At 70.6% G+C, this 23,254-nt stretch carries 21 protein-coding genes and 1 tRNA gene; 8 read left to right on the top strand and 14 right to left on the bottom strand.

The features are described from left to right. Positions 1 to 665 precede the first annotated feature (665 nt). The 3 genes from ABZT74_RS00710 to ABZT74_RS00700 form a co-directional block, all read right to left on the bottom strand. Positions 666 to 1,661, bottom strand: coding sequence for an NAD-dependent epimerase/dehydratase family protein (locus tag ABZT74_RS00710; RefSeq protein WP_356170768.1), 996 nt, complete (start codon positions 1,659 to 1,661; stop codon positions 666 to 668). An 89-nt stretch (positions 1,662 to 1,750) separates the two neighbouring features. Further along, on the bottom strand, positions 1,751 to 2,095 hold the full coding sequence (locus ABZT74_RS00705; RefSeq protein ID WP_355873419.1) for a hypothetical protein: 345 nt from the start codon (positions 2,093 to 2,095) through the stop codon (positions 1,751 to 1,753). A 279-nt stretch (positions 2,096 to 2,374) separates the two neighbouring features. Next, the gene (locus ABZT74_RS00700; protein WP_355873050.1) at positions 2,375 to 2,701 is read right to left on the bottom strand and encodes a MerR family transcriptional regulator; all 327 of its coding nucleotides are present in this window, start codon (positions 2,699 to 2,701) and stop codon (positions 2,375 to 2,377) included. 449 nt (positions 2,702 to 3,150) lie between these two features. On the opposite strand from ABZT74_RS00700, the gene ABZT74_RS00695 reads away from it, so the two are divergent. Further along, on the top strand, positions 3,151 to 3,528 hold the full coding sequence (locus tag ABZT74_RS00695) for a hypothetical protein (RefSeq protein WP_355873047.1): 378 nt from the start codon (positions 3,151 to 3,153) through the stop codon (positions 3,526 to 3,528). 164 nt (positions 3,529 to 3,692) lie between these two features. On the opposite strand, the gene ABZT74_RS00690 is transcribed toward ABZT74_RS00695, so the two are convergent. The 7 genes from ABZT74_RS00690 to ABZT74_RS00660 form a co-directional block, all read right to left on the bottom strand. Next, a complete protein-coding gene (locus tag ABZT74_RS00690) occupies positions 3,693 to 4,007 on the bottom strand; it encodes an SCO5918 family protein (RefSeq protein WP_356170765.1) in 315 nt (104 codons plus the stop codon). A gap of 139 nt (positions 4,008 to 4,146) precedes the next feature. After that, a complete protein-coding gene (locus ABZT74_RS00685; protein WP_355873417.1) occupies positions 4,147 to 4,404 on the bottom strand; it encodes a hypothetical protein in 258 nt (85 codons plus the stop codon). 262 nt (positions 4,405 to 4,666) lie between these two features. Then, the gene (locus tag ABZT74_RS00680; protein WP_355873042.1) at positions 4,667 to 6,220 is read right to left on the bottom strand and encodes a DEAD/DEAH box helicase; all 1,554 of its coding nucleotides are present in this window, start codon (positions 6,218 to 6,220) and stop codon (positions 4,667 to 4,669) included. A 510-nt stretch (positions 6,221 to 6,730) separates the two neighbouring features. Beyond that, on the bottom strand, positions 6,731 to 6,934 hold the full coding sequence (locus ABZT74_RS00675) for a cold-shock protein (protein WP_030224351.1): 204 nt from the start codon (positions 6,932 to 6,934) through the stop codon (positions 6,731 to 6,733). A gap of 588 nt (positions 6,935 to 7,522) precedes the next feature. Next, positions 7,523 to 8,356, bottom strand: a complete 834-nt coding sequence (locus ABZT74_RS00670; protein ID WP_356432688.1) for a hypothetical protein — start codon at positions 8,354 to 8,356, stop codon at positions 7,523 to 7,525. 340 nt (positions 8,357 to 8,696) lie between these two features. Next, entirely contained in the window at positions 8,697 to 9,467 is a 771-nt protein-coding gene (locus tag ABZT74_RS00665) for a polysaccharide deacetylase family protein (RefSeq protein ID WP_356433021.1), read from the bottom strand. Between the two features lie 212 nt (positions 9,468 to 9,679). Then, positions 9,680 to 9,753 (bottom strand) — tRNA-Gly (locus ABZT74_RS00660). Positions 9,754 to 10,022: 269 nt separating this feature from the next. Between ABZT74_RS00660 and ABZT74_RS00655 the strand changes: the two genes are divergently transcribed. From ABZT74_RS00655 to ABZT74_RS00640, 4 genes are all read left to right on the top strand, one after another. Continuing rightward, on the top strand, positions 10,023 to 10,181 hold the full coding sequence (locus ABZT74_RS00655; protein ID WP_355873035.1) for a hypothetical protein: 159 nt from the start codon (positions 10,023 to 10,025) through the stop codon (positions 10,179 to 10,181). Positions 10,182 to 10,295: 114 nt separating this feature from the next. Beyond that, positions 10,296 to 10,871, top strand: a complete 576-nt coding sequence (gene dcd, locus ABZT74_RS00650; protein ID WP_266457691.1) for a dCTP deaminase — start codon at positions 10,296 to 10,298, stop codon at positions 10,869 to 10,871. A gap of 10 nt (positions 10,872 to 10,881) precedes the next feature. Then, entirely contained in the window at positions 10,882 to 11,391 is a 510-nt protein-coding gene (locus ABZT74_RS00645; RefSeq protein ID WP_355873411.1) for a phosphoribosyltransferase, read from the top strand. A gap of 152 nt (positions 11,392 to 11,543) precedes the next feature. Beyond that, on the top strand, positions 11,544 to 11,807 hold the full coding sequence (locus ABZT74_RS00640) for a hypothetical protein (protein WP_356170745.1): 264 nt from the start codon (positions 11,544 to 11,546) through the stop codon (positions 11,805 to 11,807). Between the two features lie 441 nt (positions 11,808 to 12,248). Here the strand turns inward: ABZT74_RS00640 and ABZT74_RS00635 are convergent, their stop codons facing one another. From ABZT74_RS00635 to ABZT74_RS00620, 4 genes are all read right to left on the bottom strand, one after another. Then, positions 12,249 to 13,298, bottom strand: coding sequence for a Yip1 family protein (locus ABZT74_RS00635; RefSeq protein WP_355873028.1), 1,050 nt, complete (start codon positions 13,296 to 13,298; stop codon positions 12,249 to 12,251). 109 nt (positions 13,299 to 13,407) lie between these two features. Further along, on the bottom strand, positions 13,408 to 14,892 hold the full coding sequence (locus ABZT74_RS00630; RefSeq protein WP_356432684.1) for a VCBS repeat-containing protein: 1,485 nt from the start codon (positions 14,890 to 14,892) through the stop codon (positions 13,408 to 13,410). Between the two features lie 187 nt (positions 14,893 to 15,079). Continuing rightward, the gene (locus ABZT74_RS00625) at positions 15,080 to 16,567 is read right to left on the bottom strand and encodes an FG-GAP and VCBS repeat-containing protein (RefSeq protein WP_356432681.1); all 1,488 of its coding nucleotides are present in this window, start codon (positions 16,565 to 16,567) and stop codon (positions 15,080 to 15,082) included. A 276-nt stretch (positions 16,568 to 16,843) separates the two neighbouring features. Beyond that, positions 16,844 to 19,150 carry a (Fe-S)-binding protein gene (locus ABZT74_RS00620; RefSeq protein ID WP_356432678.1) on the bottom strand — a complete coding sequence of 769 codons (2,307 nt, stop codon included), beginning with the start codon at positions 19,148 to 19,150 and terminating at the stop codon, positions 16,844 to 16,846. A 274-nt stretch (positions 19,151 to 19,424) separates the two neighbouring features. On the opposite strand from ABZT74_RS00620, the gene ABZT74_RS00615 reads away from it, so the two are divergent. The 3 genes from ABZT74_RS00615 (at position 19,425) to grpE (ending at position 23,239) form a co-directional block, all read left to right on the top strand. Further along, positions 19,425 to 20,573, top strand: a complete 1,149-nt coding sequence (locus tag ABZT74_RS00615; protein WP_356432675.1) for an MraY family glycosyltransferase — start codon at positions 19,425 to 19,427, stop codon at positions 20,571 to 20,573. A 147-nt stretch (positions 20,574 to 20,720) separates the two neighbouring features. Beyond that, positions 20,721 to 22,574, top strand: a complete 1,854-nt coding sequence (gene dnaK, locus ABZT74_RS00610) for a molecular chaperone DnaK (RefSeq protein WP_355873016.1) — start codon at positions 20,721 to 20,723, stop codon at positions 22,572 to 22,574. Next, positions 22,571 to 23,239 (top strand): nucleotide exchange factor GrpE, encoded by a 669-nt coding sequence (gene grpE / locus ABZT74_RS00605; RefSeq protein ID WP_356432672.1) that lies wholly within the window; start codon positions 22,571 to 22,573, stop codon positions 23,237 to 23,239. The genes dnaK and grpE overlap by 4 nt, the downstream gene beginning before the upstream one ends. Positions 23,240 to 23,254 lie beyond the last annotated feature (15 nt).

Here is a 23,254-nt window from a genome sequence, read left to right as displayed (position 1 = left end):
CGACTGCTGCGCACCCGCCCGCCGCCGGGTCCACGCCGACGCTGCGGCTGAGGCTGCCGCTCCAGCGCCCCGCCGCAGTTGCGCCTGCCGTTGACTCACCCCACGGCGACTGCTGCGCACCCGCCCGCCGCCGAGTCCACGCCCAAGCCCCGGCTGCCGCTCCAGCGTCCGCCGCACCTGCGCCTGCCGTTGGCCCACCCCACGACCACCGCTGCGCTCCCGCCCGCCGTTGAATCCACGCCCGCGCTGCGGCTGCCGCTCCTACGCCCGCCGCACCTGCGCCTGCCATTGGCCCACCCCACGGCGACTGCTGTGCTCCCGCCTGCCCCCGGGGCAGGACCCGCGCCCCGGCTACCGCTCCCGTGCCTGTGCATGCCCGTGCCCGCCGATGCCGCGGCCGCCGCCAGGCTCCCGCGTCGCCCCGCGCCGCTGCCCTGCCCCGGGCCCTCTCGTCCCCGCTCCTGCTCCCGTGCGCGCCCACCGCTGCGCGGGCCCCCGAACTCACGCCCGCTCGCAGGCGCCCGATTCCACGCCCAAGCCTGCCGCCAGGCCCCACCCCTGCGCCCTACGCCCTAAGCCCTCGCTGCCGCCTCCGTGCAGGCGTCTCCCCCGAAGACGTCAGCGGGCCGGGGCGTCATCGCACCCCGGCCCGGCCCTCCGTCGTCCTACTCCCCCTGCAGCCTCGCGCCCGCGAACTCCCGCATTCCCTCGGTGAATCCGACCTCCGCCTTCCAGCCGAGTTCGGCGCGCAGCCGGGCCGAGTCGGCGGTGATGTGGCGGACGTCGCCGCGGCGGTACTCGCCGGTCACGACCGGATCGGGTCCTCCGTACGCGGCGGCAAGCGCGTGCGCCATCTCGCCGACGGTACGGGGGTCCCCGCTGCCGGTGTTGTAGACGGCCAGCGCTCCGGGCGCCGAATCCGCCTCCAGGGCTGCCACGTTGGCGGCGGCCACATCGCCCACGTGGACGAAGTCCCGCCGCTGGCCGCCGTCCTCGAAGACACGCGGCGCCTCACCGCGGGCGAGCGCGGAACGGAAGAAGGAGGCGACACCGGCATACGGGGTGTCCCGGGGCATCCCGGGGCCGTAGACGTTGTGATAGCGCAGCGACACGGCGCGGCCGTCCGTCGAACGGGCCCACGCGGCGGCGAGATGCTCCTGCGCCAGCTTCGTCGTCGCGTACACGTTGCGCGGGTCGACGGGCGCGTCCTCCTCGACCAGCCCCGGCGTCAACTCCTCGTCGCAGCGCGGGCACCGCGGCTCGAACCGCCCGGCGTCCAGGTCGGCGACGGCCCGCGGTCCCGGGCGCACCACGCCGTGCCACTCGCACGCGTAGCGCCCCTCCCCGTACACGACCATCGATCCGGCGAGCACCAGCCGCCGCACCCCCGCGTCCGCCATCGCGGCGAGCAGCACGGCGGTCCCGAGGTCGTTGCGCGACACGTACTCGACCGCGTCGCCGAACCCCACGCCGAGTCCCACCATCGCGGCCTGGTGGCAGACGGCGTCGACGCCCGCGAGCGCGCCCGCGACCGCCTCGGCGTCCCGTACGTCCTGTCCGTCCCGCAGGTCGAACACGACGGGTTCGTGCCCGCGCGCCAGCAGCGCCTCGACGACATGACTTCCGATGAACCCGGCCCCGCCGGTTACCAGTACACGCATGCCCTGAACGCTAGGACCGGCACCCCGTCGCACGGTGGCACCGCGCCCGAGATGTCACGGCTCCGTAAGACCTCGCGGCTCCGGCGGGCTCACATGCGCAGCAGTCGCTGGGTGATCTCGCGGTACTCCCGCAGCGCCTGGCGGAGTTCGTCGCCCTGGGTCTCGGGGTCCCGGTCCTGCCAGCCGTCGTGGAGGGCGGCGCGCCGTTCCGTGAGGGCGCTCATGACGTGGGCGGCCGCTTCGTCGAACGCGGTCTCGGCCTCTCCGAGTGCCTCGCGAGGGTTGTGCGCGAACGTGTTGAGGGCGTGGTTGAGCCGCTGGGTGAGTTCGCCCCGCTCGTCGGGCCCGAGCAGTGGCTCCGGGCCTGCCGAGCGACGCCCGGAGGACCCGGGCTGCCGGTCCGGGGGCTGCTGGGCGCGTGTCTGGTCGTACATCATCGTGGGCCACTTCCTGTACGTCGTACCGGCCGGGCGCGCGGACGCGATCGGTCGGTACGGTCGAGGACCCGCCCGCGTGGGCTGCCGTCGCGGCGACGATCACCTCGGTGATCACTTCGCGGGCCGCCGTGCCGGTCACGTCGGTGACCACGGCTGCCACGGTCGTCGGAGAGGCGTGGGCCGGCTGTGCACCGGGCTGTCAGTCAACGCCGGGTGCCTGCCCGTGTCAACGAGGTCTCCGTCCCTCGGACGGGTTCTGCCGGTGGAGGCGCCGGATCAGTCCGAGGCGGCGGCAGCGCGCCGGTACTCGGCGTTGATGCGCTGGGCCTCCTCCAGCTGGTCCTCAAGGATGACGATGCGGCACGCCGCGTCGATCGGGGTCCCCTTGTCGACGAGTTCGCGCGCACGGGCGGCGATCCGCAGCTGGTAGCGGGAGTAGCGCCGGTGGCCGCCCTCCGAGCGCAGCGGGGTGATCAGGCGGGCCTCGCCGATCGCCCGCAGGAAACCCGGCGTGGTGCCGAGCATCTCGGCCGCCCTGCCCATCGTGTACGCGGGATAGTCGTCGTCGTCGAGACGACCCGTGAGTGGAGTGTCCGCTGTCATTTCACCTCGTTGTGGCACGCGTCGAGGGGCCCCAGTGCCGTACGGCACCAGGGCCCCGAAGGAAATTGAACACCATCTGCCGGCTCTACTGCGGAGCCGACCGTCTGTTTCCGCTCCCGGGCCCGGGCGTCGGGCGGGTGAGCGGGGATCGCGATTGCGTGACCGGGGACCACCTTCCAATCCTGGTCTTGCGGTACCCGCGTCCGAATCCCTCTCGGACGGGGCGATCCTGATGGCGTCTGCTTCCTCAGTCCTTCCTCTGAACGGATGTCGAGTCGGGCCTACCCGGAACTCCGGCGGGCCGCGATGTCTACAACACAAACCCTAATCAAGCGACCGCGCGATGTCTACCGTGACAACAATAGATTTTGGTTCGCTCGGGTCACAGGAATACTGAGGTGTACGGGGACCGGAGCGCAGAGCGGGGCTGCTGAATAGAATCGGCTTCCATGTCGAACCCTGACGAGCTCCTCGTTGACATCTCCGCCATGGTGGAGTCCGGGCACAGCACGCAGATGTCGTTGACGGTGGTCGTCGGCGGCGCCGTCATCACAGGCCGGCTGGCCCCCGAAGCGGTGTGGCGGGAGCGGGTGTCGGAGGTCCTGAGGGACTCGGACCGCCTCGGTCCGTTCTCCGACATCTTCGACACCGGCCGGGCGGCGGCGGCCCGCTCCGAGAACGCCCCGCCACCCACCCATCTGCACTTCCACCTCGCCCGCATCCTCCAGGGCAGCGTCGGGATCCCCGAGACCGGCGGCATGTACCGCGTCGCGATCCGGGACGTGGGGGCCTGGACGGTGGGTGACTTCAGCTACTCCGACCACTGAGGCCGTATCGGCTGCGGCCGTGAGGGCGCACGGACGAAGCGTTCCGGCCCACGGGCCGGAACGTCATGAGGGCCCCGCCGACGGGTGTCGGCGGGGCCCTCATGACGGGGACCTGCTCAGGTGGTCCGGACCCGACGGGTCCGTCCCGGTGGTGTGGGGCGCCCTCAGGGCTCGAGCGGGGCGGGGCTCCCGAGCAGCGCGGACGCGTTCTGCAGCGGGCTGAGCGCACGCGGCGCGGGGGCCACCTCCGGGGTGCGGCAGGTGAAGCCGAGGCGGGCCATGGCGCGGGTGACCTCACCGCTGGTGAAGTCGCGGCGGTCCTGGCGGGTGATGACCTCACCGACCTGCTTGACGGGGTAGTGGCAGCGGCCGATGATCACGGATTCCCCCGTGATGGGTTCGGGCTTGACGCCCTTCATCGAGTCCAGCACACCGCTCTTGGTGAGATCGAACGGGAAGCGGGCGATGACGCAGCGCATGGTGCCTCACAGGTGACGGGAGGAAGCGGGAACGGGAGGAACGGGGAGGAACAGGGAGGAACGGGGAGAAGCAAGCGGGAAGTACGGCCGGGCGTGTCGCCCAGCGTACGGGCGATGCGCGGGAGGCCGTGCGGGACGCTCAGCCGGACAGGGCGAGTGCGCCCGGCGAACGGTGGTGAGCGAGGACATCCCGGACGCGGACGCGGTCGGTGTAGGCGGATCCGGCGCGGACGACGGCGAGCTGCGCCGCGGTGACCGAGCCCGTGCACTGGTCGTCCTCGTCGCGGACGAGCAGGTACGTGACACCGGCGCCCGCCATGACGGACAGCGCCACCTCGACGGTCATGTCGGCCCCCACCTGCGGCCCGGAGTGGTCCTCCGGGTCGAAGAGACCCACGGGGGCGGCGCCGGCGGAACAGGTCCGCTGCTGCTGACCCTGCTGCCTCGACGGAAGCTGAATGATCGTCAAAGGTGCCTCCTGCGGCGTGGTTGCGGAGAGGACGTACAAGGCGGAGCAGCCGTACGGGGCCGGAGCGGACGTACGGAGCAGAGCGGATCCGGCGGTGCGCCGCACCGGAGTCCGGCCCGCGCCGCTCACCCGGAAGGGGAGCGGCGGGACCGGACGTCCGACGTGCGACGCGTGGCGTGTCCGGGCCGGACTAGCGCTCGGCCGTGGGGCGCGCGGCGGCCTCGGCGGTACGCCGCCCGCCCGCCTCGGACGTGCGGTGCGCGCCCGTACCGGTGGAACGGCCGCCGCCCTGGCCGGAGCGGCCACGCCGGCCGCGGGAGGAGCCGGAGGCCCCGCGCCGGGGGCGGTCCGACACGGGCGCGCGGATGACGACCGGCACGCCCGAAGGCGCCTGAGCACCCGTGATGCGGGCCAACTCGGGCTCACCCGAACGCACTTGACTGGTCTGCGGGGTGATTCCGGCGGCCACCATCAGCCGGCTCATGTCGCGGCGCTGGTTCGGCGTCACCAGCGTCACGACACTGCCCGACTCACCGGCGCGGGCGGTGCGGCCGCCGCGGTGCAGGTAGTCCTTGGGGTCGCTCGGCGGGTCGACGTTCACCACCAGGTCGAGCTGGTCGACATGGATACCGCGCGCCGCGACGTTGGTCGCCACCAGGACCGTCACGTGCCCGGTCTTGAACTGGGCCAGGGTCCGCGTGCGCTGCGGCTGCGACTTGCCGCCGTGCAGGGCCGCGGCCCGCACACCGCTGTTCAGCAGGTGCTCGGTCAGCCGGTCCACCGCGTGCTTGGTGTCCAGGAACATCAGCACTCGGCCGTCCCGCGCCGCGATCTCGGTGGTCGTACGGTTCTTGTCCGCGCCCTGCACGTGCAGGACGTGGTGCTCCATCGTGGTGACGGCGCCCGCGGACGGGTCCACGGAGTGGACGACCGGGTCGCTCAGGTAGCGGCGGACCAGCAGGTCGACGTTGCGGTCGAGGGTGGCGGAGAAGAGCATCCGCTGTCCCTCCGGGCGCACCTGGTCGAGCAGCTCCGTCACCTGCGGCATGAAGCCCATGTCGGCCATCTGGTCGGCCTCGTCGAGGACGGTGATGGCGACGTCGCCGAGGGCGCAGTCGCCGCGCTCGATGAGGTCCTTGAGGCGGCCCGGCGTGGCGACGACGACCTCCGCGCCGCTGCGCAGCGCGCCGGCCTGGCGGCCGATCGACATGCCGCCGACGACGGTGGCGAGCCGCAGCCGCAGGGAGCGGGCGTACGGGGTGAGCGCGTCGGTGACCTGCTGGGCCAGCTCGCGGGTCGGTACGAGGACCAGGGCCAGCGGTTGACGCGGCTCGGCGCGCCGGCCGGCGGTCCGGGTGAGCAGCGCGAGGCCGAAGGCCAGCGTCTTGCCGGAACCGGTGCGGCCCCGCCCGAGTACGTCACGTCCCGCGAGGGAGTTCGGCAGGGTCGCGGCCTGGATCGGGAAGGGGACGCTGACACCCTCGTGCCCGAGCGCGGTCAGCAGCGGCGCCGGCAGGGCCAGGTCGGCGAACGCCTCCACGGCCGGCAGAGCGGGCGTCACCGTCACGGGGAGGGCGAACTCGCCCTGCAGGGAGGTCTGCTGGCGTCCGTAGCCCTTCGACCTGCTGGGGCCGCCGGAACGGCCCGAGGACGCGGACCCGAAGCGGCTGCCACCGCTCCTCTTGGGGCCGGCGCCCTCGGATCGGGTACGGGCGAAACGATCGTTCGTGCGCGTGCGGTTCATGCGGAACCTTCCTTGAACGGGCGCGTATCAAGGAATTCCCGCAGCGAATGTGCAGCGCAGAGAATCGCGAGAACGAGCCGAATGAAATACGACACCGAAAGGGATCGGACCGATATCGGTCCGGGGCGGTGAAGAATTCGAGCGGGACGCGGGGCCGGAATTCCGGCACTGTCCCGAAAGCGATGGGTCCGAAACGGCGACGGTGCCGCGCGGAGGAACCTGGGGTCGATGCAACCGTGGAGGAAACCGGCGGCGGAGCCGAGAAGCGAAGAGGGGGAGCCGGGGCGGAGCCACCGGCGGAACCAGGATTTTCGCGGGCGGTCCCGAGGGGATTCATACCCGCGTTCGGGTCGGCCACTCTCGTACGACGGTCCGGGTGAGGGGTTCTCGGGGCGGGGCGGTGAGCGACGCGGGTCGCGTCGGCCGGTGCCCGTCCCCGTACCCGGGAAAGCGGCGAGCTGGGGCCCGCACCCCAAGGTGCGGGCCCCAGCTGCGCTGTGCGTCTGGGTGTCAGGCGGGAACGATGTTCTCCGCCGTCGGGCCCTTCTGGCCCTGCGCGATGTCGAAGGAGACCTTCTGGCCCTCCTGCAGCTCGCGGAAGCCCTGCGCGGCGATGTTCGAGTAGTGGGCGAAGACGTCGGCGCCGCCGCCGTCCTGCTCGATGAAGCCGAAGCCCTTTTCAGCGTTGAACCACTTCACGGTGCCAGTAGCCATGTCATTCTCCTTCGGGACGGTGCTCGGAGTCCGCACTGCGCGGATTCCGCGTCGCCGTGATGATTACCCCGCCGGAAAAGACCGGAGACACAAAAGAACTCCACCGCAGAAATAGGGTGGAAGTTCACAAGTTTTTGGGAACCACAACTGCAACTGTTGTCGACAGTAGCACGACGAGATCGCCTGTGTGCGGTGGATAACGCCACACACGAAGCGGATCAAGAAATCCTGAGTGCGTCCGACGTCCATTTCTCATGTGGCGGTCACAGATATTGGATCGCCCGGGTCGCAGCGTTTCCCCGTTCTTTCTCAGCTTGTCACCGGGGGCCCGGTGACGGCCAGGGGATCGGCCGAGGGATGTCGGTGGCGCCCGCGGCGATCGACACGTCGCCCGGGCCAACGACTCCCGGGCGAGCCGTGTGGCGAAGCTCTCGTCCGCGTCCTGCCCCCGGCGAGCGGTCGCGGCGGCCGGGGAAGCGGCCGGGGAACCGCAAGGAAGCGTGGGGAAGCGCAAGGAAGCGTGGGGAAGCGGACAAGAAAAGGGCCCCGGTCGATGACCGGGGCCTTCTTCGGGAGTGAGCCGGTGGCTCAGTGGTCGTCGCGGATGCTGGTCGCGATGCCGTTGCTGATCACGACCTCGGCGCTGACGCCCTTCTTGGCCGCCGTCTCCAGCTCGTCCTCGGTGCACTTCGTGCCGTCCTGGCCGGCCTGGGCCGCGTCACCGCAGATGTCGTCGTAGCCCACGATCTCGGTGTCCTCGGCGACGAGGAACTCCTGCTCGCTGCCCTTCATGTCGGAGACCGTGTACTTGCCCGGAGCCAGGAAGGAGACGTTGCCGAACCAGGTGCCGTTGACGCCCTTGCCCTTGTTGATGCCCTCGACGGCGGTGTCACGGGAACCGGAGCCGGAGTCGGAGCCGGAGTCGGAGCCGGAACTCGCCTCGGACCCGGAGCCGGAGTCGGAGCCCGAACCCTGCTGCGCGGCGCGCCGCTCGGTCACCAGGGTCGCGTTGCCGTTCTTCATCCGGACGTCGGCGTTGACGGCGCCCTTCTTCGTCGCCGCCTCCAACTGGTCCAGCGTGCACGGCGCGTCCACCTTGGCTCCCGCCTCGCCGCAGATCGTGCCGGCGCCGTAGACCTCGGTGTCGTCGGCGACGAAGAACTCCTGGTCCTGCCTGCCGGGCACGGACACGATGTACTTGCCCGGGGCGAGGTAGCCGACCTTGCCGTTCTCGAACGATCCGCTGACGCCCTTGGAGTTCGCGGACTTCTTGGAGTCCGAGGCCTTCTCCGCGACGGCCGACGTACCCGAGCCGCTCTTGCCGGACGCGTCGGAGTCGGTGCCGTTCTGGCACGCCGTCATCAGCAGCCCGGCGGTGATCGCGGCGGTGGCGAAGACGGCCTTGCGCAGGTGGCGGTTCATCACGGGAGTTCCTTCCGGCGGGACGACGGGGAGCCGGCGTCGTCCGCCGGTCTCTCGCTCTGTGCCGACTATGAGGGATCCGGGAGTCCGCAGGTCACGCCCGTCGTCCCTTCCGGACACCGCTGTGGCAGCGCCGTGACACCGCAACGCTTCGGCTGTGGCGGGCGGTTGGCCGACGCGCCGCCTTGCGGCGGGAGACGAGCGGGGTGTGCGGCACGGGTGCACCCGGTGCGGCGGGCGGCGCCGGGACCACGCAAGGAGCCACCGGCCGGGGCCGGTGGCTCGGGTGAGGCGGTTTTCGGGCGGGCGGATACGGGCGGAGGCGTACGGGCGCGGTGGCTCAGCGCACGGGGAAGCCGAAGGAGTAGCCCTGCTGCTTGAGCCAGGGCAGCACCCGGCGCAGCGCTTCGACGGTCTGGGAGCGGTCGCCCCCGGCGTCGTGGAACAGGAGCGTCGGCCCGTTGGGAAGCTCCTGCTGGACGGTGGTGACGATGGCGTCCGTGCCCGGCCGCTCGAAGTCCTTGGTGTCCACGTTCCAGCCCAGCGGGCGCATGCCCCGGGACGCGGCGAGCTTGCGGCTGTCGGGGGTGAAGGCGCCGCCGGGGGCCCGGTAGTACATCGGCCGCACGCCCCCGGACGCCTTGGTGATCATGCGTTCGGCGTCGAGTATCTGCTGGGAACGGTAGGCGGGTGACTTCTTGTCCATCGCGGTGTCGTGCGACACCGTGTGGTCGCAGAGCCGGTGCCCGGCGGCGACCACCTTCTTCACGAGGTCGGGGTGGGCCTGCGCCTGCGTCCCCACCATGCAGAAGGTGGCCTTCACCCCGTACTCCCTCAACACGTCCAGCACTTGGGGGGTCCATGTGGGGTCGGGGCCGTCGTCGATGGTGATGTTGACTCCGTGTGCGCCCTTGTCCGAGGCGTGCGCGATGGTCATCGCGACCGTCTTCACGTCATTGCCCGGCCTGGCCGGCGCGGTCGCCTTCGCCGGGCCGCCCACGGCGTCGGCCTGCGCGGTCCACACCGAGGCCCCGGCCGCGAACAACGTCACCCCGAGTGCCGCCCCGACCACCTTGCCGTACCAGCCCCGCGTTCCGCCGTGCCGCGCCATGTCCGCCCCGCTCTCGCCCAGTGCCCCGTCGATCCCCGGTCGCGATGCGACCACTTGGCAGGACGAGAGATGTGCACCGGGGGATGCGCCCGTTACCGATCACGGACAATCCCGGGGAGGTTCAGCAACAACCGGGTCCCGGCCCGGACAGGTCCCGACCGGGACAACAAAGAACCCCCGGGTCATGGACCTGGGGGTTTCATCGGTTTCTGTGGAGCGGGTGACGAGAATCGAACTCGCACTCTCAGCTTGGGAAGCTGATGTTCTACCACTAAACTACACCCGCGTAAGACGCCGGTTGAACCGGTGCCGAATGCTCGCTCACTCTACCTCATGCCCCGCGCCCGGCGTCGAAGCCGCAGGGCCCGCCCGTGTTCCACGGGGTGGATGAGGCTGCGGCGGGCCGGAGTTGAGGCGTACGGTGGGGGCCTTCGAGCGGGTCCGGACGGTACCGGAGTGCCGCCTGGAGCGTCGTCCCTTTGATCCCGTAATGTGGCTTTCGCTGTCAGGGCATCAGCCTGACAACGGCTCTTGGGGAAGGGACTCTGGGACTTGATGGAGCGCACCGTCGTCCGTTGTGCCGAGGGGCACGTGTTCAACACCGCGTCGTTCCCGATGCAGCAGGCCGAGCGGCTCGGCCCCGGACGGCTGGTCCGGTGCCCACGCTGCGCCCGGCTCCGCAGTGTGGTGCCGGTGACCATGGAGAAGCATTGACGCGCTGAGCCGGTGACGTGACGCCCCGGTGCCGGGGCGTCACGTCACCGTTGTGCGGGTGCGTGGTGCCGCCGCGATGATGGTGGCACCGCGCCCCTTGCGTATCCTCAGGGCGTGCTTCTCTCAGACAAGGACATCCGGGCCGAGATCGACGCCGGGCGGGTCCGGATCGATCCCTACGACGAATCCATGGTGCAGCCGTCGAGTGTCGACGTGCGGCTCGACCGCTATTTCCGGGTGTTCGAGAATCACCGCTACCCCCACATCGACCCCTCGGTCGAGCAGGCGGACCTCACGAGGCTCGTCGAGCCGGAGGGGGACGAGCCGTTCATCCTGCACCCCGGTGAGTTCGTCCTCGCCAGTACGTACGAGGTCATCTCGCTGCCCGACGACCTCGCCTCTCGCCTCGAGGGCAAGAGCTCGCTCGGTCGCCTCGGGCTGGTCACCCACTCCACCGCCGGGTTCATCGACCCCGGGTTCTCCGGGCACGTGACCCTGGAGCTGTCGAACCTCGCGACGCTGCCGATCAAGCTCTGGCCGGGCATGAAGATCGGTCAGCTGTGCCTGTTCCGGCTCAGCTCGCCGGCCGAGTTCCCCTATGGCAGCGACCGGTACGGGTCCCGCTACCAGGGCCAGCGCGGGCCGACGGCCTCCCGGTCGTTCCTGAACTTCCACCGGACGCAGGTGTGAGGCGGTGACCGTGTCCTCCGAGCGCGAGAACCTCACCTACGAGGGGTTCGGCGTCGCCGTACGCGAACTCGCCCAGACCATCGCCGACGACGGCTACGAGCCCGACATCGTGCTGTCGATCGCCCGGGGCGGCGTCTTCGTCGCGGGCGGGCTCGCCTACGCCCTCGACTGCAAGAACATCCACCTGGTGAACGTCGAGTTCTACACGGGGGTGGGGACGACGCTGGAGATGCCGGTGATGCTCGCTCCCGTCCCCAACGCGATCGACTTCTCCGACAAGAAGGTCCTGATCACCGACGACGTCGCCGACACCGGCAAGACGCTCAAGCTCGTCCACGACTTCTGCGTCGGCGCCGTCGCCGAGGTCCGCAGCGCGGTGATCTACGAGAAGACCCAGTCACTCGTGAAATGCGAGTACGTCTGGAAGCGCACGGACGAGTGGATCAACTTTCCGTGGAGTGTCCTGCCTCCCGTGCACAGGTCCGGCGAGGCGGCCAAGGAGAACAAGGAAGCCCTCTGAGCCGCGAACGCGTCGCGGCGGCTTCTCGCTGACGACATCAGGGCCCTCGGTGCGAGCCGGGGGCCCTGTCGCGTTTCGCGCGCGGCATCGACCATGGATGACCGAGGGAGTCGACTTGAGCAATAAATCGAACGTACGATCTAATCAAGGGTATGGACAGGCACCGCATCCCGGATGATCTTTTGGCTGCGCAGACGGCTTGGTACGTGACCTACGAACGCCTCGTGGCGGTGCAGGACACGGGCGCCGCCGAGCACCGCCGGCACCTGCTCGCGTTGTCCCGGCGTATCGCGGCGCATCCGTTCTGGGAGACGCCCGCGGGCACGCCGGCGGCCCGCCTGGAACTGAAGGAGGCCGGCCGACGGCTGGCCGCGAGCGGTCCGGCGCCCCGACGATCACGTGCTGGAGGGCGCTGAGTGGATCACGGCACTGACAGCGGGCAGGAGACCTTCTCGCGTCAAGGATCCCGCCGCTCGACGGTGCCAGTCTCAACGGCAGAGGCCTTGCGGCCTCGCGCCGCCGCCCGGACGCGGGCGACGAGGGGCCACGCAAGTGCGATGAGCGCGCAGAACGCCCCGATGCCCAGGCCCAACCGGATCAACGGCGGCTGACTTCCGCCCACCGCGCGGACGCCGGCCCAGACCGCTGCGACCGTGAGCCCGATGTCCTGCGGCCAACGCCGATCTTCCTCGGTGTCTGTCATGTCCCCCCCCGTTTTATGCGCGATGATCTCACTCGCGCCCGCCCACCGTCGTACGAACGACTGTGACGCTCGGGGCTGTTCGCGGTCGGGACGCAGGAGGGGCTCCCGGTGGTGTGCCGGGAGCCCCTCCTGCGTGTTCTTGGTGCCGTCGGTGTCAGAACGTGCCCAGCTTGATGATCGACAGGATCGCGATGAGCTGGATGGATGACGCGGCGAGCGCCTTCGGCCAGGGGAGGTCGTGGGACTTGCCGACCATCAGGGTCAGCAGCGCGCCCGCGGCGACCCACGTCGCCCAGCCGAGGAGCTTCACGAACGACGCGTCGCCGCCGAGGAACATGGCGACCAGCAGACGCGGGGTGTCCGTGATGGACATGATCAGCATCGAGAGGCCGACCGTCGGCTGCCAGGCGCCGTCGCCGCCGAGCTGGCGGGCCAGGGTGTGGGTGACCACGCCGAGGATGAACGTGCTGAGGACGATGGCGACGGCGGTCGTGAGGACGATCGGGATGGCGTTGGAGAGGGTCGCGTTGATCGCGTCCTCGCGGGCGCCGTCGAAGCCGAAGACCGCCAGCAGGCCGTAGATGAACGTCACGACCAGGGCCGGGCCCCACATCGCGTAGTCGCGCATCTGGAGGAAGGTCCTGTTCGGGGCGGTCACGATGCCCTTGAGCAGGTCCTTCCAGTGCAGCCGTGGTCCGACCGGCGCAGCCGCCGCCTGGCCGGCGCGGTACGTATCGCCCTGGCTGTACGGGTCCTCGTCGATCGAGAAGGCCTGGGTGTGTCCAGGGCTGTTCGCCGCGTACGGGTCCGGGCCCTGCTGCGGGTGCCCGTCGCCGAAGTACTCCGGCTCACCCTGTCCGCCGCCGTTCTGGGGCCAGCCGCCCTGCGCGTTGCCGCGGTAGGGCTGCCCGCCGCCCTGCTGACCGCCGTGCCGGGGACCGCCCTGCTGTCCGCCGTACGGCTGCTGTCCCCCGTACTGCGGATGCGAAGGCGCGTTCGGATAGCCGTACGGCTGCTGCCCGCCTCCCTGGGGGGCCTGCTGTCCGTACGACGGTTGTTGTTGCGGTCGCGCCTGCGAAGCACGGTTGTCCCGGCCGCCGCGTCCGATCCTGAATCCAGCCACGTCATCGAACGTACCTGCTCCCGGAGAGTCACGTGCCGGGCCCGGGGCATCCGGACCGCCTTTGCTGCCGAGCTGTGACATCCCCTACGGGACGGCGGAACCCGCCCCTACGGGGCGCCTCCGGCGGGCACGAACCTGCCGGAGGTGCCGCCGCGTGGCCGCGGGAACGATCGACGCGGCCGCGGGCCGATCACGACGACTGCACCGAGGACCAGTTGGTGTAGTGCTCCGTGGGGAGGCCCACCTTGTCGCCCATGACGCTGTAGGAGCTCTTCGGGGACGGGCCGCTGATGGAGCCCTTGAGCACCCAGATGCCGCCGGTGCCGTTGTTCTCCCCGGGGGCGCCGACCACGAGCTCGGGCCTGCCGTCCTTGGTGACATCGGTGAGCCGGACGGTCCTGCCGAAGGAGTCCCCCCGCTCGGCGGTGCCCGGTACACCGACGGTGTCCTGGCTGAGGGACGTGGAACCCGTACCGGTGGGGCCACCCGCCCGGCCGGGGACGATGATCACCGCGCCGGCGTCCCTCAGCGAGCCGAGGTTCTCTCCCGGCACCCCTACGGCGATGTCGCCGTACCCGTCGCCGTTGACGTCCGCGACGCTCACGTCGGCGCCGAAGGAGTCGTTGCTCTCGGCCGCACCGGGCACTCCGGGAGTGTCCTGGTGGATCAGGATCGGCTCGGCCGTCGTGTCGATGCCGTTCCGCCTACCCCGCCAGACGGCGATCTGGCCGCCCTTGTGGCCGGTGCCCTCCTCCGGGGTTCCGTCGACGACGTTGTCGGAAGGGTCCCCGATCACCAGATCGCCGTAGCCGTCACCGTCGACGTCGCCGATGGCCACGTTGTCCCCGTCCGTCGGCAGGGGATCGCTCATGGACCCCTCGGACGGATTGACGTACACGCCGCCCGCGGGGAGGTCGCCCAGCCCCACGCTGATGTCCACGACGTCGGGGTGTCCCGTGCCGCTCAGATCGCCGAGGGCGACATCGTCGAGCGACGGGGTTGCCATCACACTGAGGCCCATGCCGGTGGGCTTCCCGCTCCGGGTGAACGGGCCGGTCAGGCTGATGCTCGCGCACCTGCCCGCCACGGCCACCCGGGCTCTGCCGGGAGCCGCCTGGGGGTTCGCGGCCGAGACTCCGACCCCGTACGCGCAGCCGGCGCTGTCCCCGTCCTCGTACGGGCTGGGGGCGGGGAGGACCGCGCTGTCGCGCAGACCCTGCGCGCCGCCCCACAGGACGGTGACGCTGCCGCGTGTCCGGTCGCCCGGAACGTCCTCGTAGGGCGCGCCGACGAGCAGATCCGCGTAGCCGTCGGCGTCGAGGTCGGCGGAGGACACGGAGGCGCCGAAGCCGTCGTCGGTCTCCGCTGTCCCCTCGACTCCTGCGGTGTTCTGGGAGAACAGCTGCTTCTTGGCGGAACCCGGCCCCGCTGCCGAGCCGTAGAGGACGACCACCGCACCCGCTCCCGTCTTCCCCGACACGGTGGCGTCCGGAGCGCCGACGACGAGGTCCCGGTAGCCGTCGCCGTTGAAGTCCTCCGCGTAGCGGGCAGGCGCGGCGTTCGCCGGGACCGTGAGGGCGAGGGAGGTCAGCCCTGCGGCGAGGAGGGTGGCGAGGGCGGCCGGAATCCGTGAGCGCACGGCGTTCGCGGCAGGCAGGAGAGGGAGGTTGGGCAAGACGGGCTCCGGGGTGGCGGGAGGTCGGGTGGGACACCGGCGGGCAGAGAAGGACACGCCGGGCCCGTGAGCGGTTCGGGCCCGGCGTGTCGGGAGTGGGGCGCTCGCGGACGAGCGCCCCGGGTGGTGCGGGAGCGGCCGGCCCGAGGGCCGGCCCGGGGCGAGCGGAAGGCTCGCCGGCTGGTGGCTAGTCGGCGAACAGGGCGCCGAACTGCGGCGACCCCGTCGTCGAGACGCCCGAGGTGCTCGGGGACAGGGTGCGGGAGCCGGAGGTGGTGATCGTCGTGCCGTTGGAGGGCAGGTAGGTGACCGAGCCGTTGCCGGCGTTCTCGTACGAGCCGACGAGCAGGTCCGCCCTGCCGTCACCGGTGACGTCGTCGAGCTTGACGTCGGCGCCGAACAGGTCGTCCTTCTCGTCGCTGCCGGGGACGCCCGCGGTGCTCTGGGCGAAGGACTGCGTGCCGGAGGAGACCTTCACGCCGCTCGACGAGCCGTAGAGGACGGTGACCATGCCGGTGTTGGTGACCCCGTCGATGTCCTCGTTCGGGGCGGAGACGACGAGGTCCTGGAAGCCGTCGCCGTTCACGTCGCCCATGTCGAGGTCCCAGCCGAAGCTGTCGCCCTTCTCCGAGGTGCCGGGGACGCTGCCGGTGTTCTGGTTGATCGCGGTGGTGCCGGCGGGGCCGGAGGCCGAGCCGTAGGTGATGTTGGCCTGGCCGCCGTCGGAGGAGTCCGGGATGGTCTCGCCCTCGTCGGTGTGGTGGTCCCAGCCGGCGCCGCTGACGATGTCGCCGTAGCCGTCGCCGTTGATGTCGCCGACGCCGGTGATCTGGCCGGCCTTGAGCGCCTGGGCGGAGGCCGCGTTGAGGCCGCTCGCCGTGCCGGGCACGAAGTAGTTCGTGTTCCAGCCGGTGGCGTTCTCGAAGCCGTCGACGATGAGGTCGGTGCGGTTGTCGCCGTTCACGTCGCCCGCGGTCAGGCTCAGCGGCCCGTACGGGAAGTCGTTGGAGCCCGACTGGATCGGGGGCTTGACGGTGTAGCGGCCGCCGGGCGTGCCGGAGGTGCTGAAGCCGCCCTTGAAGACGTAGATCGTGCTGGTCGAGCTGCCGACGGCGAGGTCGGCCCTGCCGTCGCCGTCGAAGTCGCCGGCGGCCAGGTCCTTGCCCCAGTAGTCGTGCGAGGAGGGGGAGGGGTCCGCGATGGTGACGCCCTTGCCGGTGAGGCCCGCGGCGGAGCCCCACAGGATGGCGACGGTGCCGCCGTTGGTGTCGCTGTCGACCTTCTCCCACGGGGTGGCGACGGCGAGGTCGTCGAAGCCGTCCTTGTTGAAGTCGGCGTAGGCGGTCTCGCCGCCGAAGCCGTCGCCGGCCTCGGCGGTGCCCGGGACGCCCGAGGTGTCCTGGCTGATCGTGGAGCGCTTGGCGGACGAGACGCCGGTGGCGGTGCCGTAGAGGGCGACGATCTGGCCGGCCGCCTTGTGGCCGCCGACGTACGCGGCGTGCGCCGAGAAGACCACGTCGCCGATGCCGTCGCCGTTGAAGTCGGCCTGCGGGACGTGCGCGGAGTCGGCGGCGGTCGCGGTCACGGCCGAGAAGGTGAGCAGTCCGCCCGTCAGCGCGGCAGCGGTGGCCGTCGCGAGGGCGATACGCACGGAGTGCGGGTGACGCTTGTGCATGCGGGATTCTCCTGCGGCATGCGGGGATGTCTGGCGGACATCCACTGTCAATGGGGTTCCGACTGCCCGTGTTTGCCGGTGGTTGTCCATGAGTCGTCCGGCAGTTCACTGGGTGATCGGCGAACAGGAGACCGCTGGTGGGGGGTGAGGGTTGTACGTGAGTTCGAGATTTTTTGTGGCGGCCGGGGCGGGTGGGGATACGCCGACACCCCCGTGTTCGCGGGAACACGGGGGTGTCGGCGGTGCTGACCGGGGTGAACCGGGCCGTCGGGGGCGCTACTTCACCGGCTCCGGCTCGGGCTCGTTCTCCGACTCGGCCGTGCCCGCCGGGGGCTCGTCGTCGCCGGCGGTGTCGTCGACCGGGGTCCTGACCGAGTCGAGGAGGAGCTGGGCCACGTCGACGACCTGGACGGACTCCTTGGCCTTGCCGTCGTTCTTCTTGCCGTTGACCGAGTCGGTCAGCATGACGAGGCAGAACGGGCAGGCGGTGGAGACGATGTCGGGGTTCAGCGACAGGGCCTCGTCGACGCGCTCGTTGTTGATGCGCTTGCCGATCCGCTCCTCCATCCACATCCGCGCGCCACCGGCACCGCAGCAGAAGCCGCGTTCCTTGTGGCGGTGCATCTCCTGCTGGCGCAGGCCCGGGACGGCGGACATGATCTCGCGCGGGGGCGTGTAGATCTTGTTGTGCCGGCCCAGGTAGCACGGGTCGTGGTAGGTGATGAGCCCCTCGACCGGGGTCACCGGGAGCAGCTTGCCCTCGTCGATGAGGTGCTGGAGCAGCTGGGTGTGGTGGATGACCTCGTAGTCGCCGCCGAGCTGCGGGTACTCGTTGCCGATGGTGTTGAGGCAGTGCGGGCAGGTGGCGACGATCTTCTTCGCCGACTTCGGCTTCTTCGACTCGGGCGTGCTGTTGCCCTCGTCGTCCGTCTCCTCGCCGAACGCCATGTTCAGCGCGGCGACGTTCTCCATGCCGAGCTCCTGGAAGAGGGGCTCGTTGCCGAGGCGGCGGGCGGAGTCACCGGTGCACTTCTCGTCGCCGCCCATGATCGCGAACTTGACGCCCGCCATGTGCAGCAGCTCCGCGAAGGCCTTGGTGGTCTTCTTGGCGCGGTCCTCGAGGGCGCCGGCGCAGCCGACCCAGTAGAGGTACTCGACCTCGGTGAGGTCCTCGATGTCGCGGCCGACGACGGGGATCTCGAAGTCGACCTCCTTGGTCCACTCCAGGCGCTGCTTCTTGGCGAGGCCCCAGGGGTTCCCCTTCTTCTCCAGGTTCTTGAGCATCGTGCCCGCCTCGGACGGGAACGCGCTCTCGATCATCACCTGGTAGCGGCGCATGTCGACGATGTGGTCGATGTGCTCGATGTCGACCGGGCACTGCTCGACGCAGGCGCCGCAGGTGGTGCAGGACCACAGGACGTCGGGGTCGATGACGCCGTTCTCCTCGGCGGTGCCGATGAGGGGGCGCTCGGCCTCGGCGAGAGCGGCCGCGGGGACGTCCTTGAGCTGCTCCTCGGACGCCTTCTCCTCGCCCTCCATGGTCTTGCCGCCGCCGGCCAGCAGGTACGGGGCCTTGGCGTGCGCGTGGTCGCGCAGCGACATGATGAGGAGCTTGGGGGAGAGGGGCTTGCCGGTGTTCCAGGCGGGGCACTGCGACTGGCAGCGGCCGCACTCGGTGCAGGTGGAGAAGTCGAGCAGGCCCTTCCAGGAGAACTGCTCGACCTGGGAGACGCCGAAGACGTCGTCCTCACCGGGGTCGGTGAAGTCGATGGCCTGGCCGCCGCTGGTCATCGGCAGCAGTTCGCCGAGGGCGGTCGCGCCCTTGGAGTCGCGCTTGAACCAGATGTTGGGGAAGGCGAGGAAGCGGTGCCAGGCGACACCCATGTTGGTGTTCAGGCCGACGGTGATCGCCCAGCCCATGGTGACGCCGAGCTTGATCATGGCGGTCAGGTAGACCAGCGTCTGCAGGGTGCTGAGGCTCAGGCCCTTGAAGGCGGCGACCAGGGGGTACGAGGCCCAGTAGGCGGCCTCGTAGTGGTCGACGCCGTGCAGGGCGCCCTCCAGGCCGCGCAGGGTCATGATGGCGAGGCCGATGACGAGGATCACTGCCTCGACGAAGTAGGCCTGGCCGGTCTTGGAGCCCGCGAAGCGCGACTTGCGGCCGGGCCCGGACGGCCGGTTCAGCTGCCGGACCGCGATCAGCACGAGGATGCCGAGGGTCGTGAACAGCGCGATGAACTCGGTGTACAGCTCATAGGGGAGCCAGCCGCCGAGCACGGGGAGGGTCCAGTCGGCCTTGAAGAGCTGGCCGTAGGCGGTGACGATCGTCAGGCCCAGGGTCAGGAAGCCGACGGCCACGAACCAGTGCGCGACGCCGATGATTCCCCACCGGTTCATCCGGGTGTGGCCGACGAACTCCTTGGCCAGCGTGACGGTGCGGGCCTTCCAGTCGTCGGTTCGGCTGCCGGCGGGGACGGGCTGGCCGAGCTTGATGAACCGGTAGATCTGCGCGACGGCCCGGGAGATCAGGGCGACGCCGATCACGGTCAGGACCAGCGACACGATGATCGCGGCGAGTTGCATTCGGGGGCTCCTCGGGCCTGCGAGGTGTTCTTCGAGGGCGACCTCGAAGTGATTACTAAGCGGTAACTTATGCAGTCCGTCTGAGACTACCCACTTCTTCCGCCGCACTGTAGCCAGAGGTGCGGTGATCTGCGTCGCTGAGGCAAACCTGAGTGGGTGCGTCGCGGGCGGGCAGGAGGTCCGTTTCGCGCTGTGGGGCGTTCTGGCGCAAGGACACGTAAACCCGATCGTGTTATTCGCACAATACTGTGACAATTACCCCTAAATTAGCGATGTGCTGTACGGAATCGCGGCTGCCACCGCCGCTCTGCTCCTGACCGCCGCGCTCGCCGCGCTGCTGCGGTCGCTCGCCCTGCGCCTCGGTGCGGGCGGCGGGCCGGGGCTCCTCGCCGGCCGGACCACCCGGCCCCGTCCGCCCGGCCGGGAGAGACGCGTCCCCCTGCTCGGCGGTCTCGCCGTGGCGGGTGCGACGGCTCTCGTCGGCTGCGCCGGGGACTGGACCGGCGTCGCCCCGCTCGGTCCGGAGACCAGCAGGCTGCTGGTCGCCGGCCTCGTCGTCGCCCTGGCCGGTCTCGCCTCCGATCTGCTGCCCGTGCCGCCCCTGCTGCGGCTGACCGCCGTCGCCGGTGCCGCCGTCCTCGCGGTGCCCTACGACGCGCTCGGGGTGCCCGGCGGGGTGCTCGCGGCCGTCTGGATCGTCCTCGTCACCCACGCCTTCCGCTCGCTCGACCAGTCCGACGGGGTGCTCGGGACCGTCGGCGTCGTCACCGCGTTCGCGCTCAGCGGCTGCGCGGCGGCCGAGGTGATGGACGGGCTCGCGGCCCTGCTCAGCGTGCTGGCCGCCGCGCTCACCGGTTTCCTGATGCACGGCTGGCCGCCGGCCCGGATCGCGGCCGGCCGGTGCGGCTCCCAGTTCGCCGGGTTCGTGCTGGCCTCGGCCGTCGTGCTGGTGCACGCGGAGCGGCCCGCGGGGGCCGGGTTCGGCGCCGCGTTCGCGCTGACCGCCGTGGTCAGCGCCGACGCCGCCCTGGTGCTCGTGTCCCGGTGGCGCGCCGGACGGCCGGTGCTGCGGTCGGCCCCCGACCATCTGGTGCACCGGCTGCGCCGGGCGGGGCTCACCCGGCAGGGCGTCATGGTCGTGATGGGGCTCGCCACGTTCGCGGGTGCGCTCGTCGGGCTGGGCATCGATCTCGGCCGGGTGGGGGCTTCGGCGGCCTGGTGGGTGGCGGGGGCCGTGCTGGTCGTCGGCGCCGCGGGCGCCCTGCGTCCCGGGCGCCTCCCGCGCCGCCCCGGTGTCCGTCCCCGATCCCGTCCGCATGCGATCCCCGCTCCCGGGGGACCCGTCACCGGGAGCGTGCGTCGGCCCGGAGGTCCCCTCCGGCGCCCGGTGGATGTGGCGAATGGTGCGGTAAAAGTCCCCTAGCTCCCAGTGAAACGCGCAGGTCAGGAGCTTCCTGCGCGTAAGGAACGGATAAGAGTTGAGCCCCCGCGACTCAGGTCTGTTGACCGAGCGGCGGACGTCGTGCACACTTGAGCCTGTTCCACTCAAGTCATTGTTGGAGGAATCGAAATGGCACGTGCGGTCGGCATCGACCTGGGCACGACTAACTCAGTCGTCAGCGTTCTGGAGGGCGGCGAGCCCACCGTCATCACCAACGCCGAGGGCGCCAGGACCACGCCGTCCGTCGTCGCCTTCGCGAAGAACGGTGAGGTGCTTGTCGGCGAGGTCGCCAAGCGCCAGGCGGTCACGAACGTGGACCGGACCATCCGTTCGGTGAAGCGTCACATGGGCACGGACTGGAAGATCGAGCTCGACGGCAAGAGCTTCAACCCGCAGCAGATGAGCGCCTTCATCCTGCAGAAGCTGAAGCGCGACGCCGAGGCGTACCTGGGCGAGAAGGTGGCCGACGCGGTCATCACCGTCCCGGCGTACTTCAACGACTCCGAGCGTCAGGCGACGAAGGAGGCCGGCGAGATCGCGGGCCTGAACGTCCTGCGCATCGTGAACGAGCCGACCGCCGCCGCCCTGGCGTACGGCCTCGACAAGGACGACCAGACGATCCTCGTCTTCGACCTCGGTGGCGGCACGTTCGACGTGTCCCTCCTGGAGATCGGTGACGGCGTCGTCGAGGTGAAGGCCACCAACGGTGACAACCACCTCGGTGGTGACGACTGGGACCAGCGCGTCATGGACTACCTGGTCAAGCAGTTCCAGTCCGGTCACGGCGTGGACCTGTCCAAGGACAAGATGGCCCTCCAGCGCCTCCGCGAGGCCGCCGAGAAGGCCAAGATCGAGCTGTCCTCGTCCACCGAGACCTCGATCAACCTGCCCTACATCACGGCGTCCGCCGAGGGCCCGCTGCACCTGGACGAGAAGCTCACGCGCGCCCAGTTCCAGCAGCTGACGGCCGACCTGCTGGAGCGCTGCAAGACGCCGTTCCACAACGTCATCAAGGACGCCGGCATCAACCTCTCCGAGATCGACCACGTCGTTCTCGTGGGTGGCTCCACCCGTATGCCCGCCGTCGCCGAGCTCGTCAAGGAGCTGACCGGTGGCAACGAGGCCAACAAGGGTGTGAACCCGGACGAGGTCGTCGCCATCGGCGCCGCCCTCCAGGCCGGTGTCCTCAAGGGCGAGGTCAAGGACGTCCTGCTCCTCGACGTGACCCCGCTGTCCCTCGGCATCGAGACCAAGGGAGGGATCATGACCAAGCTCATCGAGCGCAACACCACGATCCCGACCAAGCGGTCCGAGATCTTCACGACGGCCGAGGACAACCAGCCGTCCGTGCAGATCCAGGTGTACCAGGGCGAGCGCGAGATCGCGGCGTACAACAAGAAGCTCGGGATGTTCGAGCTGACCGGTCTGCCGCCGGCCCCGCGTGGCGTCCCGCAGATCGAGGTCGCCTTCGACATCGACGCCAACGGCATCATGCACGTGACCGCGAAGGACCTGGGCACGGGCAAGGAGCAGAAGATGACCGTCACCGGCGGCTCCTCGCTGCCGAAGGACGAGGTCGACCGGATGCGCCAGGAGGCCGAGAAGTACGCGGAGGAGGACCACGCCCGCCGCGAGGCCGCCGAGACCCGCAACCAGGGCGAGCAGCTCGTCTACCAGACGGAGAAGTTCCTCAAGGACAACGAGGACAAGGTCCCCGGTGACGTCAAGACCGAGGTCGAGGCCTCTGTCGAGGAGCTGAAGGCCGCGCTCAAGGGCGAGGAGACCGCCGAGATCCGCACGGCCACCGAGAAGGTCGCCGCCGTCTCGCAGAAGCTGGGCCAGGCCATGTACGCCGACGCCCAGGCCGCGCAGGCCGCGGGCGGCGACGCCCCCGGTGCCGAGGCTCCGAAGGCCGACGGTTCCGACGAGGACGTCGTCGACGCCGAGATCGTCGACGAGGACCGTAAGGACGGTGCCGCGTGACGGAGGAGACCCCGGGCTTCGAAGAGCAGCCCGACGTCCCCTCCGGCGCCACCTCCGACGACGCCGATCCGCAGTCCGCCACCCCCTCTGCGGAGGGGGCGGCGGCCCCGGAAGGGGACGACAGCGCACAGTTGGCCGGCCTGACGGCGCAGCTGGACCAGGCACGCACGGGTCTCACCGAGCGCACCGCGGACCTCCAGCGCCTGCAGGCCGAGTTCCAGAACTACCGCCGCCGCGTCGAGCGTGACCGGATCGCGGTCAAGGAGGTCGCCGTGGCGAACCTCCTGACCGAGCTCCTGCCCGTGCTCGACGACATCGGCCGCGCGCGGGAGCACGGCGAACTCGTGGGCGGATTCAAGTCCGTCGCCGAGTCGCTGGAGACCGTCGCGGCCAAGATGGGGCTCCAGCAGTTCGGCAAGGAGGGCGAGCCCTTCGACCCGACGATCCACGAGGCCCTGATGCACTCGTACGCGCCGGACGTCACGGAGACGACGTGCGTGGCGATTCTGCAGCCGGGGTATCGCTTCGGCGAGCGCACCATCCGCCCCGCGCGGGTGGCGGTCGCCGAGCCGCAGCCCGGGGCGCAGACGGTCAAGGCCGAGGATTCGGCCGAGGCGGCCGAGACCGCCACGGACAAGGAGAGCGGTGGCCCGGACGAGGGCTGAGCTTGAACGAGGAGA

This window comes from Streptomyces sp. NPDC005302, assembly GCF_040607345.1.
Lineage (GTDB): Bacteria > Actinomycetota > Actinomycetes > Streptomycetales > Streptomycetaceae > Streptomyces.
This window is presented reverse-complemented; position numbering and strand designations above follow the sequence as displayed.

What these genes read in the sequence shown, in the direction of transcription:
- ABZT74_RS00710 (WP_356170768.1), bottom strand. Translation starts at nt 1,661, where the DNA reads ATGCGTGTACTGGTAACCGGCGGGGCCGGGTTCATCGGAAGTCATGTC.
- ABZT74_RS00705 (WP_355873419.1), bottom strand. Translation starts at nt 2,095, where the DNA reads ATGTACGACCAGACACGCGCCCAGCAGCCCCCGGACCGGCAGCCCGGG.
- ABZT74_RS00700 (WP_355873050.1), bottom strand. Translation starts at nt 2,701, where the DNA reads ATGACAGCGGACACTCCACTCACGGGTCGTCTCGACGACGACGACTAT.
- ABZT74_RS00695 (WP_355873047.1), top strand. Translation starts at nt 3,151, where the DNA reads ATGTCGAACCCTGACGAGCTCCTCGTTGACATCTCCGCCATGGTGGAG.
- ABZT74_RS00690 (WP_356170765.1), bottom strand. Translation starts at nt 4,007, where the DNA reads ATGCGCTGCGTCATCGCCCGCTTCCCGTTCGATCTCACCAAGAGCGGT.
- ABZT74_RS00680 (WP_355873042.1), bottom strand. Translation starts at nt 6,220, where the DNA reads ATGAACCGCACGCGCACGAACGATCGTTTCGCCCGTACCCGATCCGAG.
- ABZT74_RS00675 (WP_030224351.1), bottom strand. Translation starts at nt 6,934, where the DNA reads ATGGCTACTGGCACCGTGAAGTGGTTCAACGCTGAAAAGGGCTTCGGC.
- ABZT74_RS00670 (WP_356432688.1), bottom strand. Translation starts at nt 8,356, where the DNA reads ATGAACCGCCACCTGCGCAAGGCCGTCTTCGCCACCGCCGCGATCACC.
- ABZT74_RS00665 (WP_356433021.1), bottom strand. Translation starts at nt 9,467, where the DNA reads ATGGCGCGGCACGGCGGAACGCGGGGCTGGTACGGCAAGGTGGTCGGG.
- ABZT74_RS00655 (WP_355873035.1), top strand. Translation starts at nt 10,023, where the DNA reads ATGGAGCGCACCGTCGTCCGTTGTGCCGAGGGGCACGTGTTCAACACC.
- ABZT74_RS00640 (WP_356170745.1), top strand. Translation starts at nt 11,544, where the DNA reads ATGGACAGGCACCGCATCCCGGATGATCTTTTGGCTGCGCAGACGGCT.
- ABZT74_RS00635 (WP_355873028.1), bottom strand. Translation starts at nt 13,298, where the DNA reads ATGTCACAGCTCGGCAGCAAAGGCGGTCCGGATGCCCCGGGCCCGGCA.
- ABZT74_RS00625 (WP_356432681.1), bottom strand. Translation starts at nt 16,567, where the DNA reads ATGCACAAGCGTCACCCGCACTCCGTGCGTATCGCCCTCGCGACGGCC.
- ABZT74_RS00620 (WP_356432678.1), bottom strand. Translation starts at nt 19,150, where the DNA reads ATGCAACTCGCCGCGATCATCGTGTCGCTGGTCCTGACCGTGATCGGC.
- dnaK (WP_355873016.1), top strand. Translation starts at nt 20,721, where the DNA reads ATGGCACGTGCGGTCGGCATCGACCTGGGCACGACTAACTCAGTCGTC.